This window comes from Actinoplanes sp. L3-i22 (assembly GCF_019704555.1).
Classification (GTDB): domain Bacteria; phylum Actinomycetota; class Actinomycetes; order Mycobacteriales; family Micromonosporaceae; genus Actinoplanes.
This window is the reverse complement of record NZ_AP024745.1, coordinates 9,087,855-9,107,518: the sequence shown is the minus strand read 5'-3', so window position 1 is coordinate 9,107,518 and position 19,664 is coordinate 9,087,855. Positions and strand designations below refer to the sequence as shown.

Sequence of the window (19,664 nt, the reverse complement as noted above, 5' to 3'; positions counted from 1 at the left end):
TTTGAAACCGCGACCACCCTCGGACGTCGCCCTGGAGGGGCTCGCGTTCTGGGCGCGCAGCGCCCTGCGAGGCCCGGAAGGGTCCCCGCGGGAGCGACGATCAGTTATTGGCCGCAGCATAGGCAATGAAGATCTTGAAGGTCTTCGACGTGTTCGCGAGGGCGCGGATGATCTCTTGTAGGCTCGCCCGGACACGCACGTCGATGCGACTCGAGGGATCCGCAACATGAACGACGAGTCCGCGTTTCACCCGGACCGTACGCAGGAGATGTTCCTTCCCACCGTGGCGCATGCCACGCCGGTGCCGCCGCAGGACGGCGGGGCGGGGGTCATCGAGGCGGCCGCCTACCGAGGGGACACCGTCTTCGAGCGGGAGGTGGTGGAGAAGCTGGCGGCGGCCGCGGCGCGTTCGGTGCCCGGGGTGGCCGAGCTCGGCGGGGACGTGGCCCGGTTCTTCAACTCGGTGCTCGACAAGGTCGGCCTGGACAAGGTCGGCGACGCCACCCGCGGGGTCTCGGCCCGGGTCGAGGGCACCTATGTGGACATCACCGTGATTCTCTGCCTGCGCGCCGGCGAGGTCGTCTCGGAGGTGACCGGCGAGGTGCGCAGCCGGGTGATCGAGGCGGTCGAGAAGTACGGGGTGCACGTCAACAACTGCACCGTGAAGGTCGACGACATCCTGATGCCGGAGTGATCCAGCGGCGGCTGATCGAGCGGGTCCGTGAGCTGTGTGCGGCGGATGATCGGCTGGCCGCCGCGTTGATGTACGGCTCGTTCGTGACCGGGGAGGCGGACGAACACAGTGACATCGAGTTCTGGCTGTTCTTCGACGCGGCGGTCGCGCCCGGCGAGTGGCTGCGACAGATCGGCAATACCGGATATGTCGCGATAAATGAGTTCGGGGCGCAGGTGGCGTTCTTTCCGGGACTGATCCGGGGAGAGTTCCACTTCGCCACCGTGGCGGACATCGCCGACGTGGGGAACTGGCCGGCACGCGACATCGAACTGCTCGTGGACCGCGACGGCGCGCTGCGGGCCGCTCTCGAGGTGCCGGCGCCGGCGGTGGAGACCGACGGCGCGGCGATCTGCGGGCGGTTCGCGAACTGGCTGCTGCTCGCGCATCGGGTCGCCACCCGCGGTGAGCTGCTGCGCGCGGTCGACGCGATGGCACAGGTGCAACGGCATCTGCTGTGGATGGCCCGGCTCGCCGAGGGGCGCACCCAGCACTGGCTGACCCCGTCCCGGGCCGCCGAGACCGATCTGCCGGCCGAGGTGGTCGCGGCACTGCACCGGGCCACGGCCACGGCGGACGCCGACTCGCTGCGGGCGGGGATCGAAGCGGCGTGGCGCTGCGGGCGCGGCTACTGGCGACGGCTGACCGATTCCGTACCGGAAGAGCTGTTCGCCGAGCTGGACTGGGCGCTGCTTCAGTAGACCTCGGCGGTGCTCGCCCGGACGATCAGGTTCGTGGTCATCTCGATGTGCCCGGCGCCGATCGACTCGCCGCGCGCCAGCGCCAGCAGCGTGCCGGCCGCCCGCCGGCCCATGTCGCGCAGCGGCTGGCGGATCGTGGTCAGCGGCGGCGACGCCCAGCGCGCGCTCGGCACGTCGTCGAACCCGACCACGCTGAGCTGCGCCGGGACGGCGATCCCGAGCCGGCGGGCGGCCTCGTAGACGCCGAGCGCCATGTAGTCGTTGGACGCGAAGATCGCGGTCGGCGGGGTGGAGCCGGACAGCAGCCGCAGCGCGGCGGTGCGCCCCGAGCCGAAGTAGAAGTCGCCCGGCTCGACCTGGCCGGGGCCGCCGAGCGCGGCCCGGTAGCCGTCCAGCCGGGCCTGGCTGCACCGGATCTCCGGATGCCCGGTGATCATCGCGATCCGCCGGTGACCGAGATCCATCAGGTGGCGGGTGGCGGTGTGCGCGCCCAGGAAGTTCGCCGCGTCGACGGTCGGCAGCTCGCCGGAGGCCCGGGTCGCCGGGTCGAGCGCCACCATCGGGACGTTCAGGCTGCTCAGCGCGGCCCGCATCGGGTCCGCCGAGCTGCCCCCGGCGAGGATCACCCCGTCGGTGCGGCCCAGGCGCAGCCGGCGCAGCAGCTGCTCGGTCGCGGTCGCGCCGCCGCTCAGCGACGACACCACGATCCCGACGCCGGCGGCGGTCGCGGCCGCCTCGATGCCCTGGATGTGCTCGGTCTCCCAGGAGCAGTCGATCTCCGGGAAGACCACGTCGATCAGCGCGACGTCGTCGGACCGGGCCCAGTGCCGCGCGCGGTAGCCGTGCTCGCGCAGCAGGTCCTCGACCCGCTCCCGGTTCGCGGCGGAGACCCCGTCGCGCCCGTTGAGCACCCGGGACACGGTCGGCACCGAGACACCCGCCAGCTGCGCGATGGCCGCCATGGTCACCCGATCCGAGTCCATACCCGAGCGTTGTCCACCCCGGGCATGGTCGTCAATCGATATCCGGTCAGAACTGCGGGCAGAGCCGGGCGCGCACCACCTTGATGATCTTCTCGGCGGTCGGCTCGCCGAGACCCTTCGGCGCCTGCGGCGTGACGAACCGCTCGTTCGCGACCGTCACCCACTCCTTGGCCGGGCGCGCCTTGAGGTCGCGGCACTGGTCGCGACCCCGGTTGACCAGCGAGTCCGCGTCCTGCGAGGCGACCAGCTGCGGGTCGATGGTCTTCAGGTCGGCCAGGAACGCCTGGGCGGTCGTCGCGTCCGGCCGCGGCGGGAAGCCGAGCTGCGCCTCCATGCTGGCCCGCAGGTCGGGCTGCGACTGCACGGCGGCGGAGTTCTGCGCCGCCGGGGCGATCGTCGACTTGGAGCCGCTGGAACATCCGGTGAGGCAGACGGCGAGCGCGGTGACGGCGATGACAAGCTTGCGAGACATGCCCGGCTCAACGACGCCGCCGCGGAAACGGTCGCGGCGACGAGACCATAAACCCTTTCCTTGGGTACGGCGTGAGAACCGTCAACCAAGTAGAGGCAGCAGCGCCGCCGGCGGCAACGGCCGGGCGAACAGATAGCCCTGCCCGGTGTCGCACCCCAGGTGGCGGAGCCGGTCCGCCTGCGGCCGGGTCTCCACCGCCTCGGCCGTGACGCTGACCCCGAGCGCGTGCGCCAGCCGCACGATCGTCTCCACGATCTGCTCGTCGACGGCGGCGTCCGGGTCGCGCAGGCCGTCCACGAACGGGCCGGCCAGCTTCAGGATGTGGATCGGCAGCCGGCGCAGGTAGGCCAGGTTCGAGTAGCCGGTGCCGAAGTCGTCGATGGCGATCCGGATCCCGCTCGCCGCCAGCCCGTCGAGCGCGGCCAGCGGCGCCCCGTCGGTGTCCATGATCGCGCTCTCGGTCAGCTCCAGCACCAGCAGGCGCGGGTCCAGGCCGGTGTCCGCGAGGATCTTGGCCACCTCGGCCGGGAACCCCGGCTCGCGAGCCTGGGCGACGGTCACGTTCACGCTGACGAAGATCGGGTTGTCCGGGAACCGGCGGGCCCACTCGGCGGCCTGCGCGCAGGCCTGCTGCAGCACGTGCCGGCCGAGGGCGACGATCACCCCGGTCTCCTCGGCGAGCGGGATGAACCTGTCCGGCGAGAGCAGGCCCAGATCCGGGTGCCGCCAGCGGACCAGGGCCTCCACGCCGCGCAGCCGTTCGTCGGCGAGCGAGACCATCGGCTGGTAGAGCACGGTGAACTCGTCGCGGTCGAGCGCGTCGGGCATGTCGGCGGCCAGCGCGTAGCGGGCGGCCTGGCGGGCGTTGCGGTCCGCGTCGTACATCATGTAGCGGGCCCGGCCCGCCGACTTGGCGGTGTAGAGGGTCAGGTCGGCGGCCTTCATCAGCTCGGCGGGCGTGGTGTCGGCGACGTCGCTGTCCACCACGCCGATGCTGGCCGAGACCCGCAGCCGGTGCCGCTCGATCTCGTACGGCCGGCTCAGCTCGGTGAACACCCGCTCGGCCAGCGCGCGCATCTCGGCCGGCCCGGACGGGTCGCGGACCGCGAGCACGAACTCGTCGCCGCTCATCCGCCCGGCGATCCGGCACGGCTCGTCCGCGCACCCGGTGAGCCGCTCGGCGACCGCGACCAGCAGCGCGTCGCCGACCTGGTGCCCGAGTGTGTCGTTGACCCGTTTGAAGCCGTCCAGGTCCAGGTAGCACAGCCCGACCCGGCCCGCGTTCGCGAAGATCATGTCCAGGTGCGCGGAGATCATCGTCCGGTTCGGCAGGCCGGTCAGCGGGTCGTGGGTGGCCTGGTGCTGCAGGCTGGCCTCGAGCCGGCGCCGGCCGGTGATGTCCTGCACCATCACCATGGTCAGCTCGGGCGCGCCGTGCTCGTCGCGGATCAGCGACGAGGTCATGTCGGTCCAGACCGCGGTGCCGTCCTTGCGGTAGTACGCCTTCTCCAGCCGCACGTGGTCGCGCTCCCCGCGGATCATCTCCGCGTAGAGCTGCCACATGCCGGGCGGGTCGCTCGGGTGGGCCAGCTGCGGCACGGCCATCGTGCACATCTCGTCGGGCCGGTAGCCCAGCAGGTCGGCGAACGCCTGGTTGACCCGGACGATGCGCCCGTCCATGGTGCTGACCCCGATGCTGACCGCGGCGTTGTCGAAGATCGCCCGCAGCCGGGACTCGCTGCCGCGCAACGCCCGTTCGACCGCCGCGTGCGCGTCCAGCACGGCCCGGGTGAGCTGCTCCTGCTCGGCCATCGTCGCCTCGCGCAGGGCCTGGGCGTACCCGGCGGCCAGCGCCGCCTGCACCTCGGTCGACCCGTGCGGGTGCTCGGCGAGCAGGGTGATCGTCTCGGCCAGCACCGCCGGGTCGGTCAGGTGCGCGCCGACCAGCGCCGCGCCGACCTCACGGGCGGCCTGCGGCAGCTGGTCGGCGAGCCGTTCCAGCAGCGCCTCGAGGTCGGCGCCGTCCAGCGGGACGAAACCCTCGCGCGCCGCGATCCGCTGGAACCAGAGCCGGGCGAATTCGGTCACCGTTTGCGGCCGACGCCGGCGTAGGCCCCCACTCGCTCCGGGTGCTCGTCGGCTGGGTCCTGCGGGTCCGGCCGCCACCGCGGGATGAAGACCAGACCAGGATCAACAAGATCAAAGCCGGCGAAGTACGTCGTGATCTCCGCCCCCGACCGCAACGCGATCTCCGTCCCGGTGCGCCCGGAGAGCCGCTGCGCCTCGATCACCTCGGGCGGCTGCCCGTCCGCGGTGGCGTGCGAGATCAGCAGGTAGCTGCCCGGCGCGACGGCCGCGCCGAGCGCCGCCACCAGCGCGGCCGGCCCGTCGGCGTCCGGCACGAAGTGCAGCACCCCGGCGAGCAGCACCGCGACCGGCCGGCCGAAGTCCAGGCCGAGCTTCTCCGACTCGGCGAGCACCCGGTCCACGTCGCGCATGTCGGCCAGGATCACCCCGGTGCCGTCGACCCCGGCCAGGATCGCCCGGCTGTGCTCGACCGCCACCGGGTCGATGTCGACGTAGACGACGCGCGCGCCGGGCGCCGCCTCCAGCGCGATCTCGTGCACGTTGCCGGCGGTCGGGATGCCGGAGCCGATGTCGAGGAACTGCCGGACGCCCTGCGCGGCCAGGTAGCGCACGGCCCGGCGCAGGAAGACCCGGTTGGAGCGCATCGTCTCGCCGATGTTCGGCGTCATCGACGCGATCTGCCCGGCGAGCGCCCGGTCCACCGCGAAGTTGTGCGCCCCGCCGAGAAAGTAGTCGTACACCCGCGCGGCGCTGGGGACGTTGACGTCGATCCCCGCCGGCACCCAGTCGTTCGACTCCGCCACCGTTCCCCCAATGAACCTCTTCGGACACCCGCCAAGAACCACAACTGTCTATCGTTCATGGCTCCGGAAGGCAACTTTCTCGTCCGCGCTCCGCGGCGCCACCGACCGCTGGCGGGCCAGCAGGCCGGACACCGCGCCGGCGGTCATCGGCTCGCCCAGGTAGAAGCCCTGGCCGCGGGTGTAGCCGAGCTCCAGCAGCGCGGCCACCTGCTCGGGACTCTCGATGCCCTCGGCGACGGTGTCCAGGCGCAGCGCGTGCGCCAGCTGGATCACCGCGCGGGCCACTGCCCGCCGGGCGTCGGTGGCGGCCGGCTGACCGTCGTCGATCTCGATCCCGTCGACGAACGACTTGTCCAGCTTGACGATCGCGGCCGGGAACGCCCGCAGCAGGCTCAGCGACGACTCGCCGGTGCCGAAGTCGTCCAGGGCCAGCCGGATGCCCATCCGGTCCAGCTCGTACAGCGCGCGCGAGACCTGCCGGCCGCGCAGCACCGCCGACTCGGTCACCTCCAGCACCAGCCGCTCGCAGGGCAGCCCGCTGTCGGCGAGCGCGCTCGTCACGTCGGCCACGAAGTCCGGGTCGTGCAGCTGCCGGGGGGACACGTTGAGCCCGGCCTCGCCCAGCGCGTCCGGGCCGAACTCGGCCAGCCACGCGGCCGCCTGCCGGCACGTCTCGCGCAGCACGAACCGGCCCAGCGGCACGATCAGGCCGGTGCGCTCGGCGGCCGGGATGAACTCGGCCGGGCTGACCACGCCGCGGGTCGGGTGATGCCAGCGCACCAGCGCCTCGACACCGGTCACCAGGTTGCAGTCCAGCCGCACGATCGGCTGGTAGACCACCCGGAACTCGTCGTCGTCCAGGGCCCGCCGCAGCTCGCCGCCGAGCTGCATGTGGGCCAGCACCGGCTCCTCCATGCCGTCGGTGTAGCGCACGAAGCCGGCCTTGCCGCGCTGCTTGGCCGCGTACAACGCGACGTCGGCGTTGCGCAGCACGGTGTCGGCGGTGACTTCCGGCCCGGCCGCGCCGGCGATCCCGATGCTGGCCTGCACCAGCAGGCGGTGCTCGCTGATCGGCTGGGCGAGCGCGGCCAGGATCGCCACGGCGAGGTCCGCCGGATCGTCGTCGCCGCCGGTCAGCAGGACCGCGAACTCGTCGCCACCGACCCGTACCGGCAAGGCTTTTTCCCCCGCCGCGGCCCGCAGCAGGCCCGCGACCGAGACCAGCAGCCGGTCCCCGACCCCGTGCCCGAGCAGGTCGTTGACGGTCTTGAAGTCGTCCAGGTCGATCAGCAGCACCGACACCGGGCCGGGGGTGGCCAGCGCGGCGGTCAGCCGCTCGCGGAACAGCGCCCGGTTCGCCAGCCCGGTCAGGCCGTCGTGGCTGACCTCGTGCTGCAGGCGCTCCTCCTGGACCCGGGAGGTGTGCAGCAGCCGGGCGTTCTCCCGGTACGCCAGGTACTGCCGGATCATCACCAGCGCGGTCACCACCACCGCGGCGACCAGGACCACCCGGACCGGCCAGCGCAGCGGCGCGCCGAACGCGACGGCGACCAGCGGCACGTCGGCCAGGATCATCGCCAGGTACGGCAGCACCGAGCCGGGCCGGCCCGGCACGCGCCGCCCCTGGTCGGCGCGGAGCTGCGCGGCGACGCCGAGCGTGATCATCAGCGGGGCCAGCGGCAGCACGATGGTCTGCGCCGGGACGCTGCCGATCAGGCCGAACTGCGCCGCCAGCACCGCGGACAGCCCGGTCGGCACACCGCCGGCGGCCGCGACGAACCGCATCGCGACCCGGTCGATCGGCCCGTCGGCCAGGTACGACACCTTCGTCGCCGCGCCCACCGCGACCAGCAGGCCGAGCCCGACCAGGACCATCGCCTGCGGACTCCACGGCTCGCGGGCCGAGAGCATCGGGGCGAGCCCGGCGTACCACAGCACGGCCGCGCAGCCGAGGAACGCGATCGTGCGGTCCAGCGCCATCCGCCACCGCTCGACGCCGCTCGGGGTGACGATCGGCACCCGGGCCAGCGCCCAGATCGCGATCAGGAAGCCGAGGGCGGCCAGGCCCGCGGCCGGCACCGGCATGCTGCGGGTGGCGGCCTGGTCGGCGTGGGTCAGCATGTCCACCGCCAGCCAGGCGTAACCGCCGGCGACCACGGTGACGGCGAGCAGGATCGCCCGCCAGAACCGGGCGGCGACCGGATCGAGCGCGGGGTTGCGCCGGAGCAGGTGCCGCACGGCCGGGGCGGCGAACAGCCCGCCGAGCGGGGCGAAGACGTACGCAACCGCTTCGACACCGATGCCGAAGCCCAGGTAGGCCACGCACCAGAGGGTGCCGAGCACCGCCACGGCGGCGGCCGCCCGCACGTACAGCTGAGCCGTCGGCTGAAGCCTCTCCCACGTCACCGGCCGACCCTAGCGTGTCCGATGTGGAGCTAATCTCCCCCGAACGTTCGACGTTGACCGATGCCCGGCTATCGCGGTCCGGCGGCTTTGCGCCCGATTCGTTCAATTTTTGACGATGGCCGGGTGGGTGATGTCACGGCGTTTCTGTTCCGGCGGGCGCGGGCGGCTGGCACTATTTCACGCGTGCCCGACACCGTTCGGCAGATCGTGCTCAAGGTGCACAGCCGCTGCAACCTCTCCTGCACGTACTGCTACGTCTATCACAGCGTGGACGATTCCTGGAAGCGCCAGCCGCTGACGATCGACGCGGCGACCTCGGCCCGGATCGGCGAGCGCGTCCGGGAGCACGTGCTGCGCCACCGCCCGCCGTCGCTGTCGATCGTGTTGCACGGCGGCGAGCCGCTGCTGGCCGGGCCCGACCGGACCGCCGCGCTGCTGCGCGAGCTGCGCGACGCGGTGCCGGCCGGGACCCGTGTGCGGTTCGGCATGCAGACCAACGGCATCCTGCTGGACCAGCGCTTCCTGGAGATCTTCCACGAGTTCGGGGTCCGGGTCGGGGTCAGCCTGGACGGTGGCCGGGCCGCCAACCGGCACCGGGTCTACGCCAACGGCCGCGACTCCTACGACCAGACCGCGACCGGGTTGCGCCTGCTGGCCCGCCCCGAGCACCGTGCCGTCTACAGCGGTCTGCTGTGCACGATCGACGTCCGCAACGACCCGGTGCAGACCTACCGTGACCTGCTCGCCTTCGAGCCGCCGCTGATCGACCTGCTGCTGCCGCACGGCAACTGGACCAACCCGCCACCGCGGCCGGCCGGGGCGATGTCGTACGCGGACTGGCTGATCGCGATCTTCGACGACTGGTACGGCGGCCCCGAGCTGCGCACCCGCATCCGCCTCTTCGAGTCGATCATGATGCGCCTGCTCGGCGGCCACAGCGCGACCGAGGCGATCGGCGGCGACCAGACCGGCGTGGTGGTGATCGAGACCGACGGCTCGTACGAGGCGACCGACTCGCTGCGGACCACCGAGAACGGCGCCGCCGCCACCGGCCTGAGCGTGCTCACCGACTCGCTCGACGACGTGCTGGCCCTGGTGGACACGCCGTCGCCGCTGGGTGCCCAGTGTCTGCAGTGCCCGGTCGTCGCGGTCTGCGGCGGTGGCCTGCGGGCGCACCGGTTCCGGGACGGGTCGTACGACAACCCGTCCGCGTACTGCGACGACCTCTACGCGTTGATCCGGCACATCCAGTCGCGGGTCACCGCGGATCTCCGGGTGGCCCGATGACCGGCTTCACGCTCACCACGGCCCAGTTCGACGGGCTGGGCGCGGGCTACGGCACCCCGGACGCGCTCGCCGTCCTGCGCGCCGTCCAGCTCACCAAGCGCAAGCAGCTGCTGCAGCGGATCATGGCGATGCCGGCCTCGGCCGCCGCGATCGACCTGCTGATCCGGGCCGAGCAGCGGGATCCGGCGGCGGTGGAGCAGGTGCTGCGGCACCCGCACCTCGACGCCGGCCTCGGGCAGGCGCTGAAGTCCGGCGGCGACCTGGGCTATCTGGCGCAGGTCGCGGCGGCGGCCGCGGTCCGGGCGGGGGTGACCTTCACGATCGAGGTGCCGGTGGTCGGCGGCTCGGTCCACCTGCCGACCCTGGGCGCGGCGACGGTCACCGGCGACCGGGTCGAGGTCACCGGCGCGGCGGACGGGACGACCCGGATCGGCCCGGTGCGGCTCGGCGGGCCCGGCTGGGCGGCCACCCGGCGGGTCGAGCTGGAGCCGGGCTACTCGATCGTCGTCGAGGACCAGGAGCTGTACCGGGACACCTACCAGTGGCGTCCGCAGCCGCGGCTCGACGAGCCGGCCGCCGACCGGTTCGCGGAGCTGCTGCGCGCGGCCTGGGCGATCCTGGTGCGCCGGCATCCGGAGCACGCGGCCGCGATGCGGGTGCTGCTGACCATGGTCGTGCCGCTGGCCACCCCGCCCTCCGGCGACCTGGTCAGCGCGGCCTCGCGCCGGGCCTCCGGCTCGGTCGCCGTGGTGATCCCCCCGGAGGCGGAGAACCTGTGCCTGCTGCTGCTGCACGAGTTCATGCACATGAAGCTGGACGCGCTGCGGGATCTGACGCCCCTGCACGTGAAGAGCCCGGTGGGCCGGCACTACGCGCCGTGGCGGATGGATCCGCGTCCGGTTCCGGCGCTGCTGCAGGGCGTCTACGCGCACACCGGGGTCACCGACTACTGGCGGCAGCGCCGCCGGGACGCGGGCGCGCCGGCGATCGCCGACGTGGAGTTCTCGTACTGGCACCGCCAGAGCGGCCTGGCCGCCGACGAACTGGCCGGCAGCGACGAGCTGACCGCGCAGGGCACACGGTTCGTCGGGCTCCTGCGCGACACGCTGGCCGCGTGGCCGGACCCGGAGCTGCCCGGCCGGACGGTGGCGCTGGTGGCGGCGATGGTCCGGGCGCAGACGATCCGGTGGCGTTCGAGGAACTGGTCGCCGGCCGACGCCGAGGTGGACGCGGTACTGGCGGCCTGGCGGTCCGGACGTGCGCTGGGCCCGGTCGCGAGCGCCGGCCGGCTGCGCGGTGCGGCCCGCAACGAGCCGCTGCACCTTCCGGGGATCGTCGGCGTGCTCCGCGACGTGCTGACCGGCGGTCAGGCCGAGGATCCGGCGGACCACGCCTATCTGAGCGGGGATCTGGAGCTGGCGGCCGAGTTGTACGCCAAGCGCCTGAACGACACCGACGACGCCTGGGTGGGGTTCGCGCTCGCGGTCAGTGACGCCGCGCCGCGGCGGCCGGTGCTGCGGGACCGGCCGGACCTGGCCCGGGCCGTGCTGCACAGGTCAGCCCGCGAGGACGGCGCCGATCCGGCGACGGTCGCGGGCTGGATGCAGGGTCAGCCGGTGGGGCGGTCGGCGTAGGAACCGAACGGGAAGATCTCTTCGGAGGACTCGAGAATGTCGTCGATAACCGCCTGAAGAGCGGGCGGGACATCGCTCTCACGCAGCTCCAGGAGCCGGACGTGCGACAAGTCGACCAGCTCTGAAGTGACGATCTGGTCGTCACCAAGCGTCCTGGGCATGCGGTCCTCGATGAAGTTGGACTTTAGAAAAGACGCCCAAGTAAACCACATTTCGGCAACACGGCAGCACCGAACCGCGAGACGGCTGACCAGCCGACTCGGGCTCGTGGATCGGACAAATAGGTTGAGCTGCCTGCCTTTCTCTGGGTAGTCGTACGACTGCGGGAAGCGATCCCCTGGCGAGGGATATCAGATGACTAACTCGGCGGGGGCGAGATGTCGCAGTTGAGGCGCCGCGACTCGGACATCAGGAGCACGGTCGGATGGGTCTCCCCGAGGACCCGCTTGGCCCGCCGCAGCGTGTCGACCCGCAGCTCCTCCGCCGCGGCCATGTCGCCGACCTTGCGGCGACTGATCGCCAGGTTCGCGGCGGCCGCGAGCGTGTCCGGGTTGTCCTCACCGAGCACCTCCCGCATCGTCGCCACGCTCCGTTCGTCCATCTCCCGGGCCGCGTCGAACATGCTGTCCTCGTACATGTCGCTGGCCAGGTTGACCTGGGTGGACAGCGTATAGGGATGCCGCTCGCCGAGCACCTCGAGGAACGCCCGGTACACCTCGTTGTGCAGGGTCTTGGCCTCCTCGACGTGGCCGGCCAGGCGGGTGAAGATCGCCAGGTTGTTCGCCCCGGCCAGGACGAACGGGTGATTCGTCACGTACACCGCCCGGAAGCCGTCGACCGCCTGCTGGGCGGTCACCCGGGCCCGGCGGTGGTCGTCCAGCGCGGACTCCTCGCAGGCCCGGTTCATCAGGCAGGACAGCGCCTCCGGGTGCTCCAGGCCGACCGTTTCGCGGTAGCGGCGCAGAGTGTCGTTGGTCAGGGCGTGCGCCGCGTTGAACTCGCCCAGTTTGCGCAGCGTGGCGGCCAGGCTCTTGGCAGTCCGCAAGGTCAGGGAGGCGCCCGGTCCCAGCACTTCCCGGTAGCGTTCCAGGATTCGCTCCAGCAGACCCCGGGATTCGCGGAACCGGCCCAGCGCCCGGTAGTCGTGCGCCAGGTTGTCGGTGGCCTGCAGGGTCATCGGATAGTCGGCCCCGAAGTACCGCTGCCGGTCCATCACCACGCTCTCGTCGATCTCCGCGGCCTTGGCGAAATTGCCGACCAGCCGCAGCGACACGGCCAGGTTCATCGCGGCCTTGAGCGTACGGTCGTCGGCGTCGCCGAACACGTCGAGCGCCCGGGTCCGCGCGCTCTCCGAGATCTCCAGCGCCTCCTCGTACCGGCCCAGGGCGCGCAGGTCGGCGCCCACGCTCCCGGCGACGATCACCGTGTACGGGTGGTCCGGGCCCTCGGTCTCGGTCAGCCGTTCCAGCACCCGGCTGTCCGCCGCGTAGGCCTCCTCGTAGCGGGCCTGCCAGCGCAGCGCGTTGGCCATGTGGAAGGTGAGCAGCACCGTCGCGGTGTCCTCGCCGAAGCGATCATGCCAGATCGCCAGCGCGTTCTCGGCCAGTTCCTGACTGCTGGAGTAGTCACTGCGCTGCTCCAGATAGCGGGCCATGTCCGAGACCAGCTGCCGGACCGCCGGGTCCGCCGACTCCAGCGCCCCGGAGGCCCGCAGGTGCGGCCAGATCAGGGCGTACGACGGCCAGTTCTCCGGGTTCTCCGGCGCGCCCCGCTCGTAGGTGGCCAGGATCATCTGCACGTCCGCCCGGTTCGCGGCCTGCTCGGACTCGGTCAGACTGTTGCGGATGACGGCCTGGACCAGCCGGTGGATCTGCATGCCGGTGCGGGCGTTGTCCAGGGTGGCGAGCGCGTACCGGCCGATCTCGCGCAGCAGCTGCCCCTGCAGGATCGGGTCCCGCAGACTCGGGTCGTGCGGCAGCAGCACCTGGGTGAACCGGCTGCTGTAGATCAGCTTGGTGGAGATCGGCTCGGGCGCGAAGAACGCGCAGACCTCCAGCAGCTTCGCGGCGGCCCGCTTGGTCTGGCGCAGCCGGTCCAGCGAGAGCAGCCAGGTGGCGGCGGTGGTCTTCTCGTAGCCCAGCGGCGGGTTCTCGTCCAGCACCCGGATCAGCTGGGTGTCGAGCAGCTCCATGTACTGGGTGACCGGCATCCCGGTGGCGGTCAGCCAGGCGGCCGCCTGCTCGATCGCCAGCGGCAGGTCACCGAGGCGCTCGGCGACCTGGCCGGCCTCCTCCGGGTCGAGCTGCGGCAGCCGGCGGTTGAGCATCGCCACCGACTCCTCCCGGGTGAACACGCCCAGCTGCAGCGCCCGGTTCTCCTCGTTCCACGCCTGGTTGCGCGAGGTCAGCAGGACGTGCCCGGACCCCTGCGGGATCAGGTGCCGGATCTCCTCGGGCCGGTCGACGTTGTCGAAGATGATCAGCCAGCGCTGGTGCGGCCGGCCCTGGCGCAGCGCCTCCAGCACGATGCGCACCGCCTCGTCGAGGTTGTCGCCGCCCTCCAGCTGCAACGCCCGGCCGAGCTCGGCCAGCGAGGAGCGGGCCATGTGCGGCTGCTCCGCGGAGATCCACCACACCACGTCGTAGTTGGCCGCGAACCGGTGCGCGTACTCCAGCGCGAGCTGGGTCTTGCCGACGCCGCCGAGGCCGAACAGGGCCTGCGGGACGACGGTGGTGATGCTGGCCGAGAGCCGTTCCCGCAGCTGGGCCAGCACGCTGCCACGGCCGGTGAAGGCCGAGTTGCGCTGCTGCACGTTCCAGATCGGCGGCAGCGTGCCGGGGAACCGGGGGCCGGTACGCCGGGCCGGCGCCGCGGTGGGCGCGCTGCCGACCGCGGTCAGCAGCAGCTCCCGGGCGCGCTCGGCGGTCGCGCCGGTCACGTCGACCGGCTGCAGCGTGGTGAACGGCCAGTCCAGATGCGTGCCGTCCAGGCGCACCGGGATCACCGGGACGCGACTGCCGGAGCCCACGTTGGAGAACTGCTGCCACACCGCGCCCGCGTGCGGCGAGTGCACGTACTCCTTGGACAGCAGCGGCAGGGCGAACCGGACCCCGGCCAGCGACCGGGCCAGCTCCTGGGCCTGGTTCACCGAGACGAAGTCGATGTCCCACAGCTGGGCGCGCAGCCCGACCGCGGACAGCTCCGAGGCGACCCACTCGGCCCACATCCGGTCCACCGGCGCGTAGCTGATCAGCACGTCGTAACTGGTGGTCGGCCGGCGCCGCTCGAACTGGACGAGCAGTTTGCGCCGGGTCTCCTCGTCCAGCGGCGGCAGACTGGTCACCTGACGGTCGGTGAGCCAGCCGGCCAGCCGCTCGTAGGAGGCCAGCACCGAGTTCTCCACCAGGGGACGCTCGGCGATCGTGGCCAGGATCTCCTCGTACGCATAGAGGGGTTTGTAGGGAATTTCGACGTCGCCCCAGTAGTGGTCGAGCTCGTCGCCGAGCTCGGTCAGGAAGGAGCGGAACTCCTGGCGGGCGTAGTCGCGGCCGGCCTCCAGCTTGGACGCCTCGTAGTTCTCCACCCGCATCGGCACCGGCAGGATCCGGACCGTGCGCTGGCCGCGCTGCTTGGTCACCGAGTGCGCCACCGAGACCGCGCCGTCGATGCTCTGCGTGCTGAACGTGAAACAGTTGACGATGGTGTCCGGCAGCTGGATCGTGCAGATCCCGGCGCTGTCGCTGAGCCCGGTCCGGCTGTCGATCAGGATGAAGTCGTAGTTGGCCCGCATGTCCTTGGCCAGCGCCTCGATGAAGGCGCCACCGCCGAGCCGGTCCCAGAAGTTGGGCCACTCGAACGTGCTGACGCTGCGTGCGTAGGACTGGTCCTGCCGCCCGGCCGGCAGCAGGTCGATGCCGCCCTTGCCGGGGAACCGGTAGTTCAGCGAGACGGCGTAGTCCAGCACCGCGGCGTGCTCGCGGATCCAGTCGCGCGAGTCGGTGTGATCGGGCTCCATCGCCGTCGAGGCGAAGTCGCGCACCATGTCGATCACGCCCGGCGAGGCGGCCAGCTCCTTGTCGAGCAGGAACGGGTGGAAGTAGCGGTGCAGCCCGGGCGACTCCAGGTCCCAGTCGACCACCAGCACCCGCAGTTCGTTGGCGGCGAGCAGCCAGGCCATGTTGGCGACGCTCATGGTGCGCCCGGTGCCACCCTTGTACGAGTAGAACGTCACGATGTGACCGCTGCTCATCGTCGCCTCCTAACTCTCGATGACGGGTCGGCTGCTGGGCGGGTCCGGCAACGGCCGCCGCGCCCGGCCCTTGGCCATCACCAGGTTCCGGGACTCCTCCAGCACCACGTGCAGGTCGGCGCCGAAGATCTCGGTGGACATCACCGCCGGGCGGAAGAGCGTGTTGGGTGGCTTGCGCACGTTGCGGGGGAACGTCTCGTTGATCGAGTTGTGCAGCCGCTGGGCGTTGTCGCGGATCTCGGAGTCGTCGCGGCTCCACGGGATCATCACCGCGGCCGACGGCTCGTCCCGGCCGTCGTAGTCCTTGAGGATCTCGTGATAGCGCGGCATCTGGGTGCTCCACGGGTCGACCAGCAGCACCACGATCTGGTTGTCGCGTTCGGCCCGGGCGATGCACTGCTCCAGCTCGCCCACCTCGATCACGTCGGCGAGCAGGCTGCGCTCGTGGGCGATCCGGGTCGCGTAGCTGGCCAGCGCCTCCTCGGAGCTGGGCCGGTAGGGCGCCCAGTCCGGCGCCGAGTCGCCGTAGAAGCGCCGGTCCCGGCGGCCCAGCTCCTCGTCCTCGGCCTCCACCCGGGTCGGCGCCGACATCACGAAGTAGACCTTGCGGGAGATCGGCATCTCGACGTCCGCGATCGGGCCGGGCTGCACCCCGTTGACCGCGCCGGCGTGCACCGGCACCGGCTTGTGGAACGCGCTGGCGACCGCCTCGAACCGCTGCCGGCGCTCGTTCTGCATCGGCGGCATCGGGTCGACCAGCGAGGCCTCGACCACCCGCTCGGCCACCAGCGTGACGAACTCCAGGTAGTCGTCCCGGTTGCGCTGCAGGCGCAGCAGCTGGCGGATCCCGCGCAACCGCTGGTCGGCCTGCTGGCCGGCGCCCACCGGCTCCTCGAAGTACTGGATCCGGGCCGCGGTGGGCGGCAGCGTGCGCGGTGGCAGCCACTGCAGCGGGATCAGGCCCGGTGGTCGCTGGCCGGTGCGGCGCTCGTGCTCCTCCACCCGCTCCTCGAAGATCGCCCATTCCTTGCCGCACGGCTCACTGAGAAAGTAGGCCGGGGAACAGAGCGCGAGAAACGACCGGCTCTGGGCCAGCGCGTCGATCAGCGACTCGGACCACGCTTGACCTGGATGGATGTTGCGGGCATCCAGAAAACCGACCTCGACGTCGCGGCCGAGGCCTTCCAGCACGCGAACCTCGTGGCACAAGTCGCTGAAGAACTGTCGCACGTAAACGTCGTCGCCGCCGCGGGCATAGCTCAGGAAGAAGTACAGCACGCAGTCTCCGACAAAGGTCAGGGCCTATGCGGCGGACGGTGCCGCGTAACGCACCGTACATTAATCCTGATGCTCGGTGAAACATGTGTGTCGATCAAGATCGCGAATAGACAGACGATTTTCACTGGTCCACCGGTCGCCACCTGCACACGCCGCTTCGGGGGGCCCACCATCCGAAAACCCGCTCGGACCAGCAATTCGGACAGTTGCCAGACCTGGTTTCCCCATTCCCGAAGATCACGCCTTTGATCATTTTCGGTAGCCCTGGGAGAGGTAATTATCCGGTCGGAGGTGTTGCGCACCCGGCGGACCGGCCACACTACGGCGTGCCGATCAGCTATTGCGCGCCGGAACCGCGAACCCGGGCCTCGCTCGCCGCGGATTTCCGGGCTCTGGGCGTCCCCCGCGGCGGGATCCTGCTCATCCACACCTCGCTGAGCTCGCTCGGCTGGGTCAGCGGCGGTGCGCTGGCCGTGGTGCAGGCGCTGCTGGACGTGCTCGGCCCGGACGGCACCCTGGTCGTTCCCAGTCAGACCGCGAACAACCGCGACCCGTCGACCTGGTCGTCGCCACCGCCGCGGGAGTGGTGGCCGTCGATCCGGGCGACCCTGCCCGGCTTTGATCCGGATCGGACACCGAGCGTCGGCGTCGGCGTGATCACCGAGCAGGTGCGCACCTGGCCCGGCGCGGTCCGCAGCACCCATCCGCAGACGTCGTACGCGGCGCTCGGGCCGCGGGCCAAGGAGCTCATGCACGACCACCACACCGACTGTCACCACGGCGAGGAGTCACCGCTGGCCAAGCTGGCCGCGGCCGGCGCGTCGACCCTGCTGCTCGGCGTCGGCTTCGCCAAGACGACCGCGTTCCACCTGGCCGAGTACCGGCTGCCGGCCCCGGCCCGGCGGATCTACGCCTGCGCGGTACGCACGCCGGAGGGCGGCCGCCGCTGGCTGGAGTACGAGGACGTGGTCCTCGACGACCGCGACTTCGCCCGGCTCGGCGCGGACTTCGAGGCGGACAGCGGCGCGGTGACCGCCGGCCGGGTCGGCTCGGCGTGGTGCCGGCTGTTCCCGATCGACGGCGCGGTCAGCTACGCCGCGCAGTGGATGCGCGCCAACCGCCCCCGGTGACGGGCGCCGGTCAGCGGTCGTACTCGAAGATCTTGGCGGCCAGGTCGGTCATCACCTCGGTGGCGCCCGCCCCGATCGGCAGGATCCGCACGTCGCGGTAGTGCCGTTCCACCTCGGAGTCGCGCAGGTAGCCGGCCCCGCCGTGCAGCTGCACCGCCTCGTCGACCACGTGCCGGGCGGCGTCGACCGCGGCGTTCTTGGCCAGGCAGACCTCGCCGGCCACCCACTCGCCGGCGGCGTGCCGGGCCGCGACCCGGCGGGTGAACGTGCGGGCCAGCTCGATCCGCTGCCGCATCTCGACCAGCTTGTGCCGCACCACCTGCCGGCTGATCAGCGGCCGCCCGAACGTCTCCCGCTCCCGCACGTAGCCCAGGGTCAACTGCAGGCAGCGCTGCGCCACCGAGTACGCGTGCACCGCCGCGATGATCCGCTCCGGGACGAAGACCCGGGCGATCAGCGGGAAGCCGCCGTTCTCCGCGCCGACCAGGTTCGCGGCCGGGACGCGGCAGTCGGCGAACGACAGCTCGGCGGTGTCCGAGCAGAGCCAGCCCATCTTGTCCAGCTTGCGGGAGACCGTGAAGCCGGGCGTGCCCCGCTCGATCACCAGCAGGCTCAGGCCGGCCGCGCCGGGCCCGCCGGTGCGCACCGCGGTGGTCACGAAGTCGGCGCGGGTCCCCGAGGTGATGAACATCTTCGCGCCGTTCACGACGTAGTCGTCGCCGTCGCGGACCGCGGTGGTGCGCAGCGCGCCGACGTCCGAGCCGGCGTCCGGCTCGGTGACGCCCAGCGAGCAGATCAGCTCGCCGGCCAGCGCCGGACGGACGAACCGGGCGATCAGCTCCGGATCGCCGGACGCGATCATGTGGGGGAGCGCGATGCCGTGCGTGAACAGCGCCGCGTGGGCCCCGGACGAGCCGCCGGCCTCGATGAACGCCTCGGTCGCGACGACCATGTCGACGGTGTCCCCGCCGTCGCCGCCGGCCTCCTCGGGGAACCCGACGCCGTAGAGCCCGGCCTTCGCCGCCTTGACATGCAGCTCCCGCGGGATCTCCCCGGCCCGCTCCCAAGCATTCAGAGACGGAAAGACCTCCTTGTGTACGAAGGAGGCCACCGCCTCGCGCAGCGCCGAGCGTTCCGCGGTCTCGAACGGATCCTCATACATGCTCAGTTCCCCTTCGCACGGTCGCGTTCCAGCAGGGTGTCCGGGTCGCGGCGCCCGAGCAGGATCGCGGCCGCCCGCTTCCACCGGCGGATCAGCAGCTCACGGCGGCCCAGCTCGCCGCTGACGATCCCGGTCATCACCAGGCCGGTCATCATCTCGAAGGTCATCTGCACCACGGTCGCCACCCGCGGGTCCGGCCCGAGCAGCGCCCGCGCCCGCTCGTGCAGCACCCCGAAGATCTCCTTCTCCACCGGCATCAGCGCGGCGCGCAGCTCGGGGTCGGTGCGGGCCGCGTTCCACAGCTCGAGCGCGGCCCAGAACAGCGGCGACGAGAAGTGGTGCCAGACCCCGTCGACAAACGCGTCCAGCGCGTCGGCGTCGCCGTCCAGCGCGCTCAGCTCGGCGTCCAGCGCGCCGAGCCGGCGCCGGGCGACGTGCTGCACCGAGGCGACCAGCAGGTCGACCTTGGTCGGGAAGTGGTGCAGCAGGGTGCCGCGCGGGACGTCGGCACGCGCCAGCACCTCGGCGGTCGTGGTCTCCGCATAACCCCGCTCGACCAGGGCCTGCAGGGTCGCGTCGAGGATGCGGGCCCGGGTGGCCCCGCTGCGCTGGGCCTGGGTGCGCCTCACGGCACTTACCGTACGGCCTGACGGTTAGTGCGGTCCACTGCGGATTGTCCTGGCCGTTTTCGGTCTTGTCGTGATGCAGGTCACTGGCTTACCGTCACGCCAGACTGTT

Annotated in this window: 15 protein-coding genes; 5 read left to right on the top strand and 10 right to left on the bottom strand. The window is 71.8% G+C overall.

Annotated features, from left to right (window positions below; translation table 11 throughout):
• Nucleotides 1–226 precede the first annotated feature (226 nt).
• Together L3i22_RS40880 and L3i22_RS40875 are read left to right on the top strand one after the other, a co-directional pair.
• Nucleotides 227–694, top strand: coding sequence for an Asp23/Gls24 family envelope stress response protein (locus L3i22_RS40880; RefSeq protein WP_221322800.1), 468 nt, complete (start codon nucleotides 227–229; stop codon nucleotides 692–694).
• Nucleotides 691–1,434 carry a hypothetical protein gene (locus L3i22_RS40875; protein WP_221322799.1) on the top strand — a complete coding sequence of 248 codons (744 nt, stop codon included), beginning with the start codon at nucleotides 691–693 and terminating at the stop codon, nucleotides 1,432–1,434. The genes L3i22_RS40880 and L3i22_RS40875 overlap by 4 nt, the downstream gene beginning before the upstream one ends.
• Here L3i22_RS40875 and L3i22_RS40870 read toward each other — a convergent pair.
• From L3i22_RS40870 to L3i22_RS40850, 5 genes are all read right to left on the bottom strand, one after another.
• Nucleotides 1,428–2,417 carry a LacI family DNA-binding transcriptional regulator gene (locus tag L3i22_RS40870; RefSeq protein ID WP_221322798.1) on the bottom strand — a complete coding sequence of 330 codons (990 nt, stop codon included), beginning with the start codon at nucleotides 2,415–2,417 and terminating at the stop codon, nucleotides 1,428–1,430. The two genes, L3i22_RS40875 and L3i22_RS40870, sit on opposite strands and share 7 nt — an antisense overlap.
• Nucleotides 2,418–2,463: 46 nt before the next feature.
• Nucleotides 2,464–2,889, bottom strand: coding sequence for a hypothetical protein (locus L3i22_RS40865; protein ID WP_221322797.1), 426 nt, complete (start codon nucleotides 2,887–2,889; stop codon nucleotides 2,464–2,466).
• A gap of 81 nt (nucleotides 2,890–2,970) precedes the next feature.
• Nucleotides 2,971–4,977: a bifunctional diguanylate cyclase/phosphodiesterase gene (locus L3i22_RS40860; protein WP_221322796.1), complete on the bottom strand. Its 2,007-nt coding sequence runs from the start codon at nucleotides 4,975–4,977 to the stop codon at nucleotides 2,971–2,973.
• Complete coding sequence (locus L3i22_RS40855) at nucleotides 4,974–5,780, bottom strand: SAM-dependent methyltransferase (RefSeq protein ID WP_221322795.1); 807 nt, start codon at nucleotides 5,778–5,780, stop codon at nucleotides 4,974–4,976. The genes L3i22_RS40860 and L3i22_RS40855 overlap by 4 nt, the downstream gene beginning before the upstream one ends.
• A 48-nt stretch (nucleotides 5,781–5,828) precedes the next feature.
• Nucleotides 5,829–8,186 (bottom strand): bifunctional diguanylate cyclase/phosphodiesterase, encoded by a 2,358-nt coding sequence (locus L3i22_RS40850; RefSeq protein ID WP_255657547.1) that lies wholly within the window; start codon nucleotides 8,184–8,186, stop codon nucleotides 5,829–5,831.
• 183 nt (nucleotides 8,187–8,369) lie between these two features.
• On the opposite strand from L3i22_RS40850, the gene L3i22_RS40845 reads away from it, so the two are divergent.
• Together L3i22_RS40845 and L3i22_RS40840 are read left to right on the top strand one after the other, a co-directional pair.
• Nucleotides 8,370–9,473 carry an FxsB family cyclophane-forming radical SAM/SPASM peptide maturase gene (locus tag L3i22_RS40845; RefSeq protein ID WP_255657546.1) on the top strand — a complete coding sequence of 368 codons (1,104 nt, stop codon included), beginning with the start codon at nucleotides 8,370–8,372 and terminating at the stop codon, nucleotides 9,471–9,473.
• Entirely contained in the window at nucleotides 9,470–11,107 is a 1,638-nt protein-coding gene (locus tag L3i22_RS40840) for an HEXXH motif-containing putative peptide modification protein (RefSeq protein WP_221322793.1), read from the top strand. The genes L3i22_RS40845 and L3i22_RS40840 overlap by 4 nt, the downstream gene beginning before the upstream one ends.
• On the opposite strand, the gene L3i22_RS40835 is transcribed toward L3i22_RS40840, so the two are convergent.
• From L3i22_RS40835 to L3i22_RS40825, 3 genes are all read right to left on the bottom strand, one after another.
• Nucleotides 11,083–11,268, bottom strand: a complete 186-nt coding sequence (locus L3i22_RS40835) for a hypothetical protein (RefSeq protein ID WP_221322792.1) — start codon at nucleotides 11,266–11,268, stop codon at nucleotides 11,083–11,085. The two genes, L3i22_RS40840 and L3i22_RS40835, sit on opposite strands and share 25 nt — an antisense overlap.
• 197 nt (nucleotides 11,269–11,465) lie before the next feature.
• Entirely contained in the window at nucleotides 11,466–15,356 is a 3,891-nt protein-coding gene (fxsT, locus tag L3i22_RS40830) for an FxSxx-COOH system tetratricopeptide repeat protein (RefSeq protein ID WP_221322791.1), read from the bottom strand.
• Between the two features lie 9 nt (nucleotides 15,357–15,365).
• Nucleotides 15,366–16,634 carry a TIR-like protein FxsC gene (locus L3i22_RS40825; RefSeq protein ID WP_221322790.1) on the bottom strand — a complete coding sequence of 423 codons (1,269 nt, stop codon included), beginning with the start codon at nucleotides 16,632–16,634 and terminating at the stop codon, nucleotides 15,366–15,368.
• 326 nt (nucleotides 16,635–16,960) lie between these two features.
• Here L3i22_RS40825 and L3i22_RS40820 point away from each other — a divergent pair, with 326 nt between their 5' ends.
• Nucleotides 16,961–17,764 (top strand): aminoglycoside N(3)-acetyltransferase, encoded by an 804-nt coding sequence (locus tag L3i22_RS40820; protein ID WP_255657545.1) that lies wholly within the window; start codon nucleotides 16,961–16,963, stop codon nucleotides 17,762–17,764.
• 10 nt (nucleotides 17,765–17,774) lie between these two features.
• On the opposite strand, the gene L3i22_RS40815 is transcribed toward L3i22_RS40820, so the two are convergent.
• Both L3i22_RS40815 and L3i22_RS40810 read right to left on the bottom strand, forming a co-directional pair.
• Nucleotides 17,775–18,926 (bottom strand): acyl-CoA dehydrogenase family protein, encoded by a 1,152-nt coding sequence (locus L3i22_RS40815; RefSeq protein WP_221322789.1) that lies wholly within the window; start codon nucleotides 18,924–18,926, stop codon nucleotides 17,775–17,777.
• Between the two features lie 2 nt (nucleotides 18,927–18,928).
• Nucleotides 18,929–19,555, bottom strand: a complete 627-nt coding sequence (locus L3i22_RS40810) for a TetR/AcrR family transcriptional regulator (RefSeq protein WP_221322788.1) — start codon at nucleotides 19,553–19,555, stop codon at nucleotides 18,929–18,931.
• Between the last annotated feature and the right edge of the window lie 109 nt (nucleotides 19,556–19,664).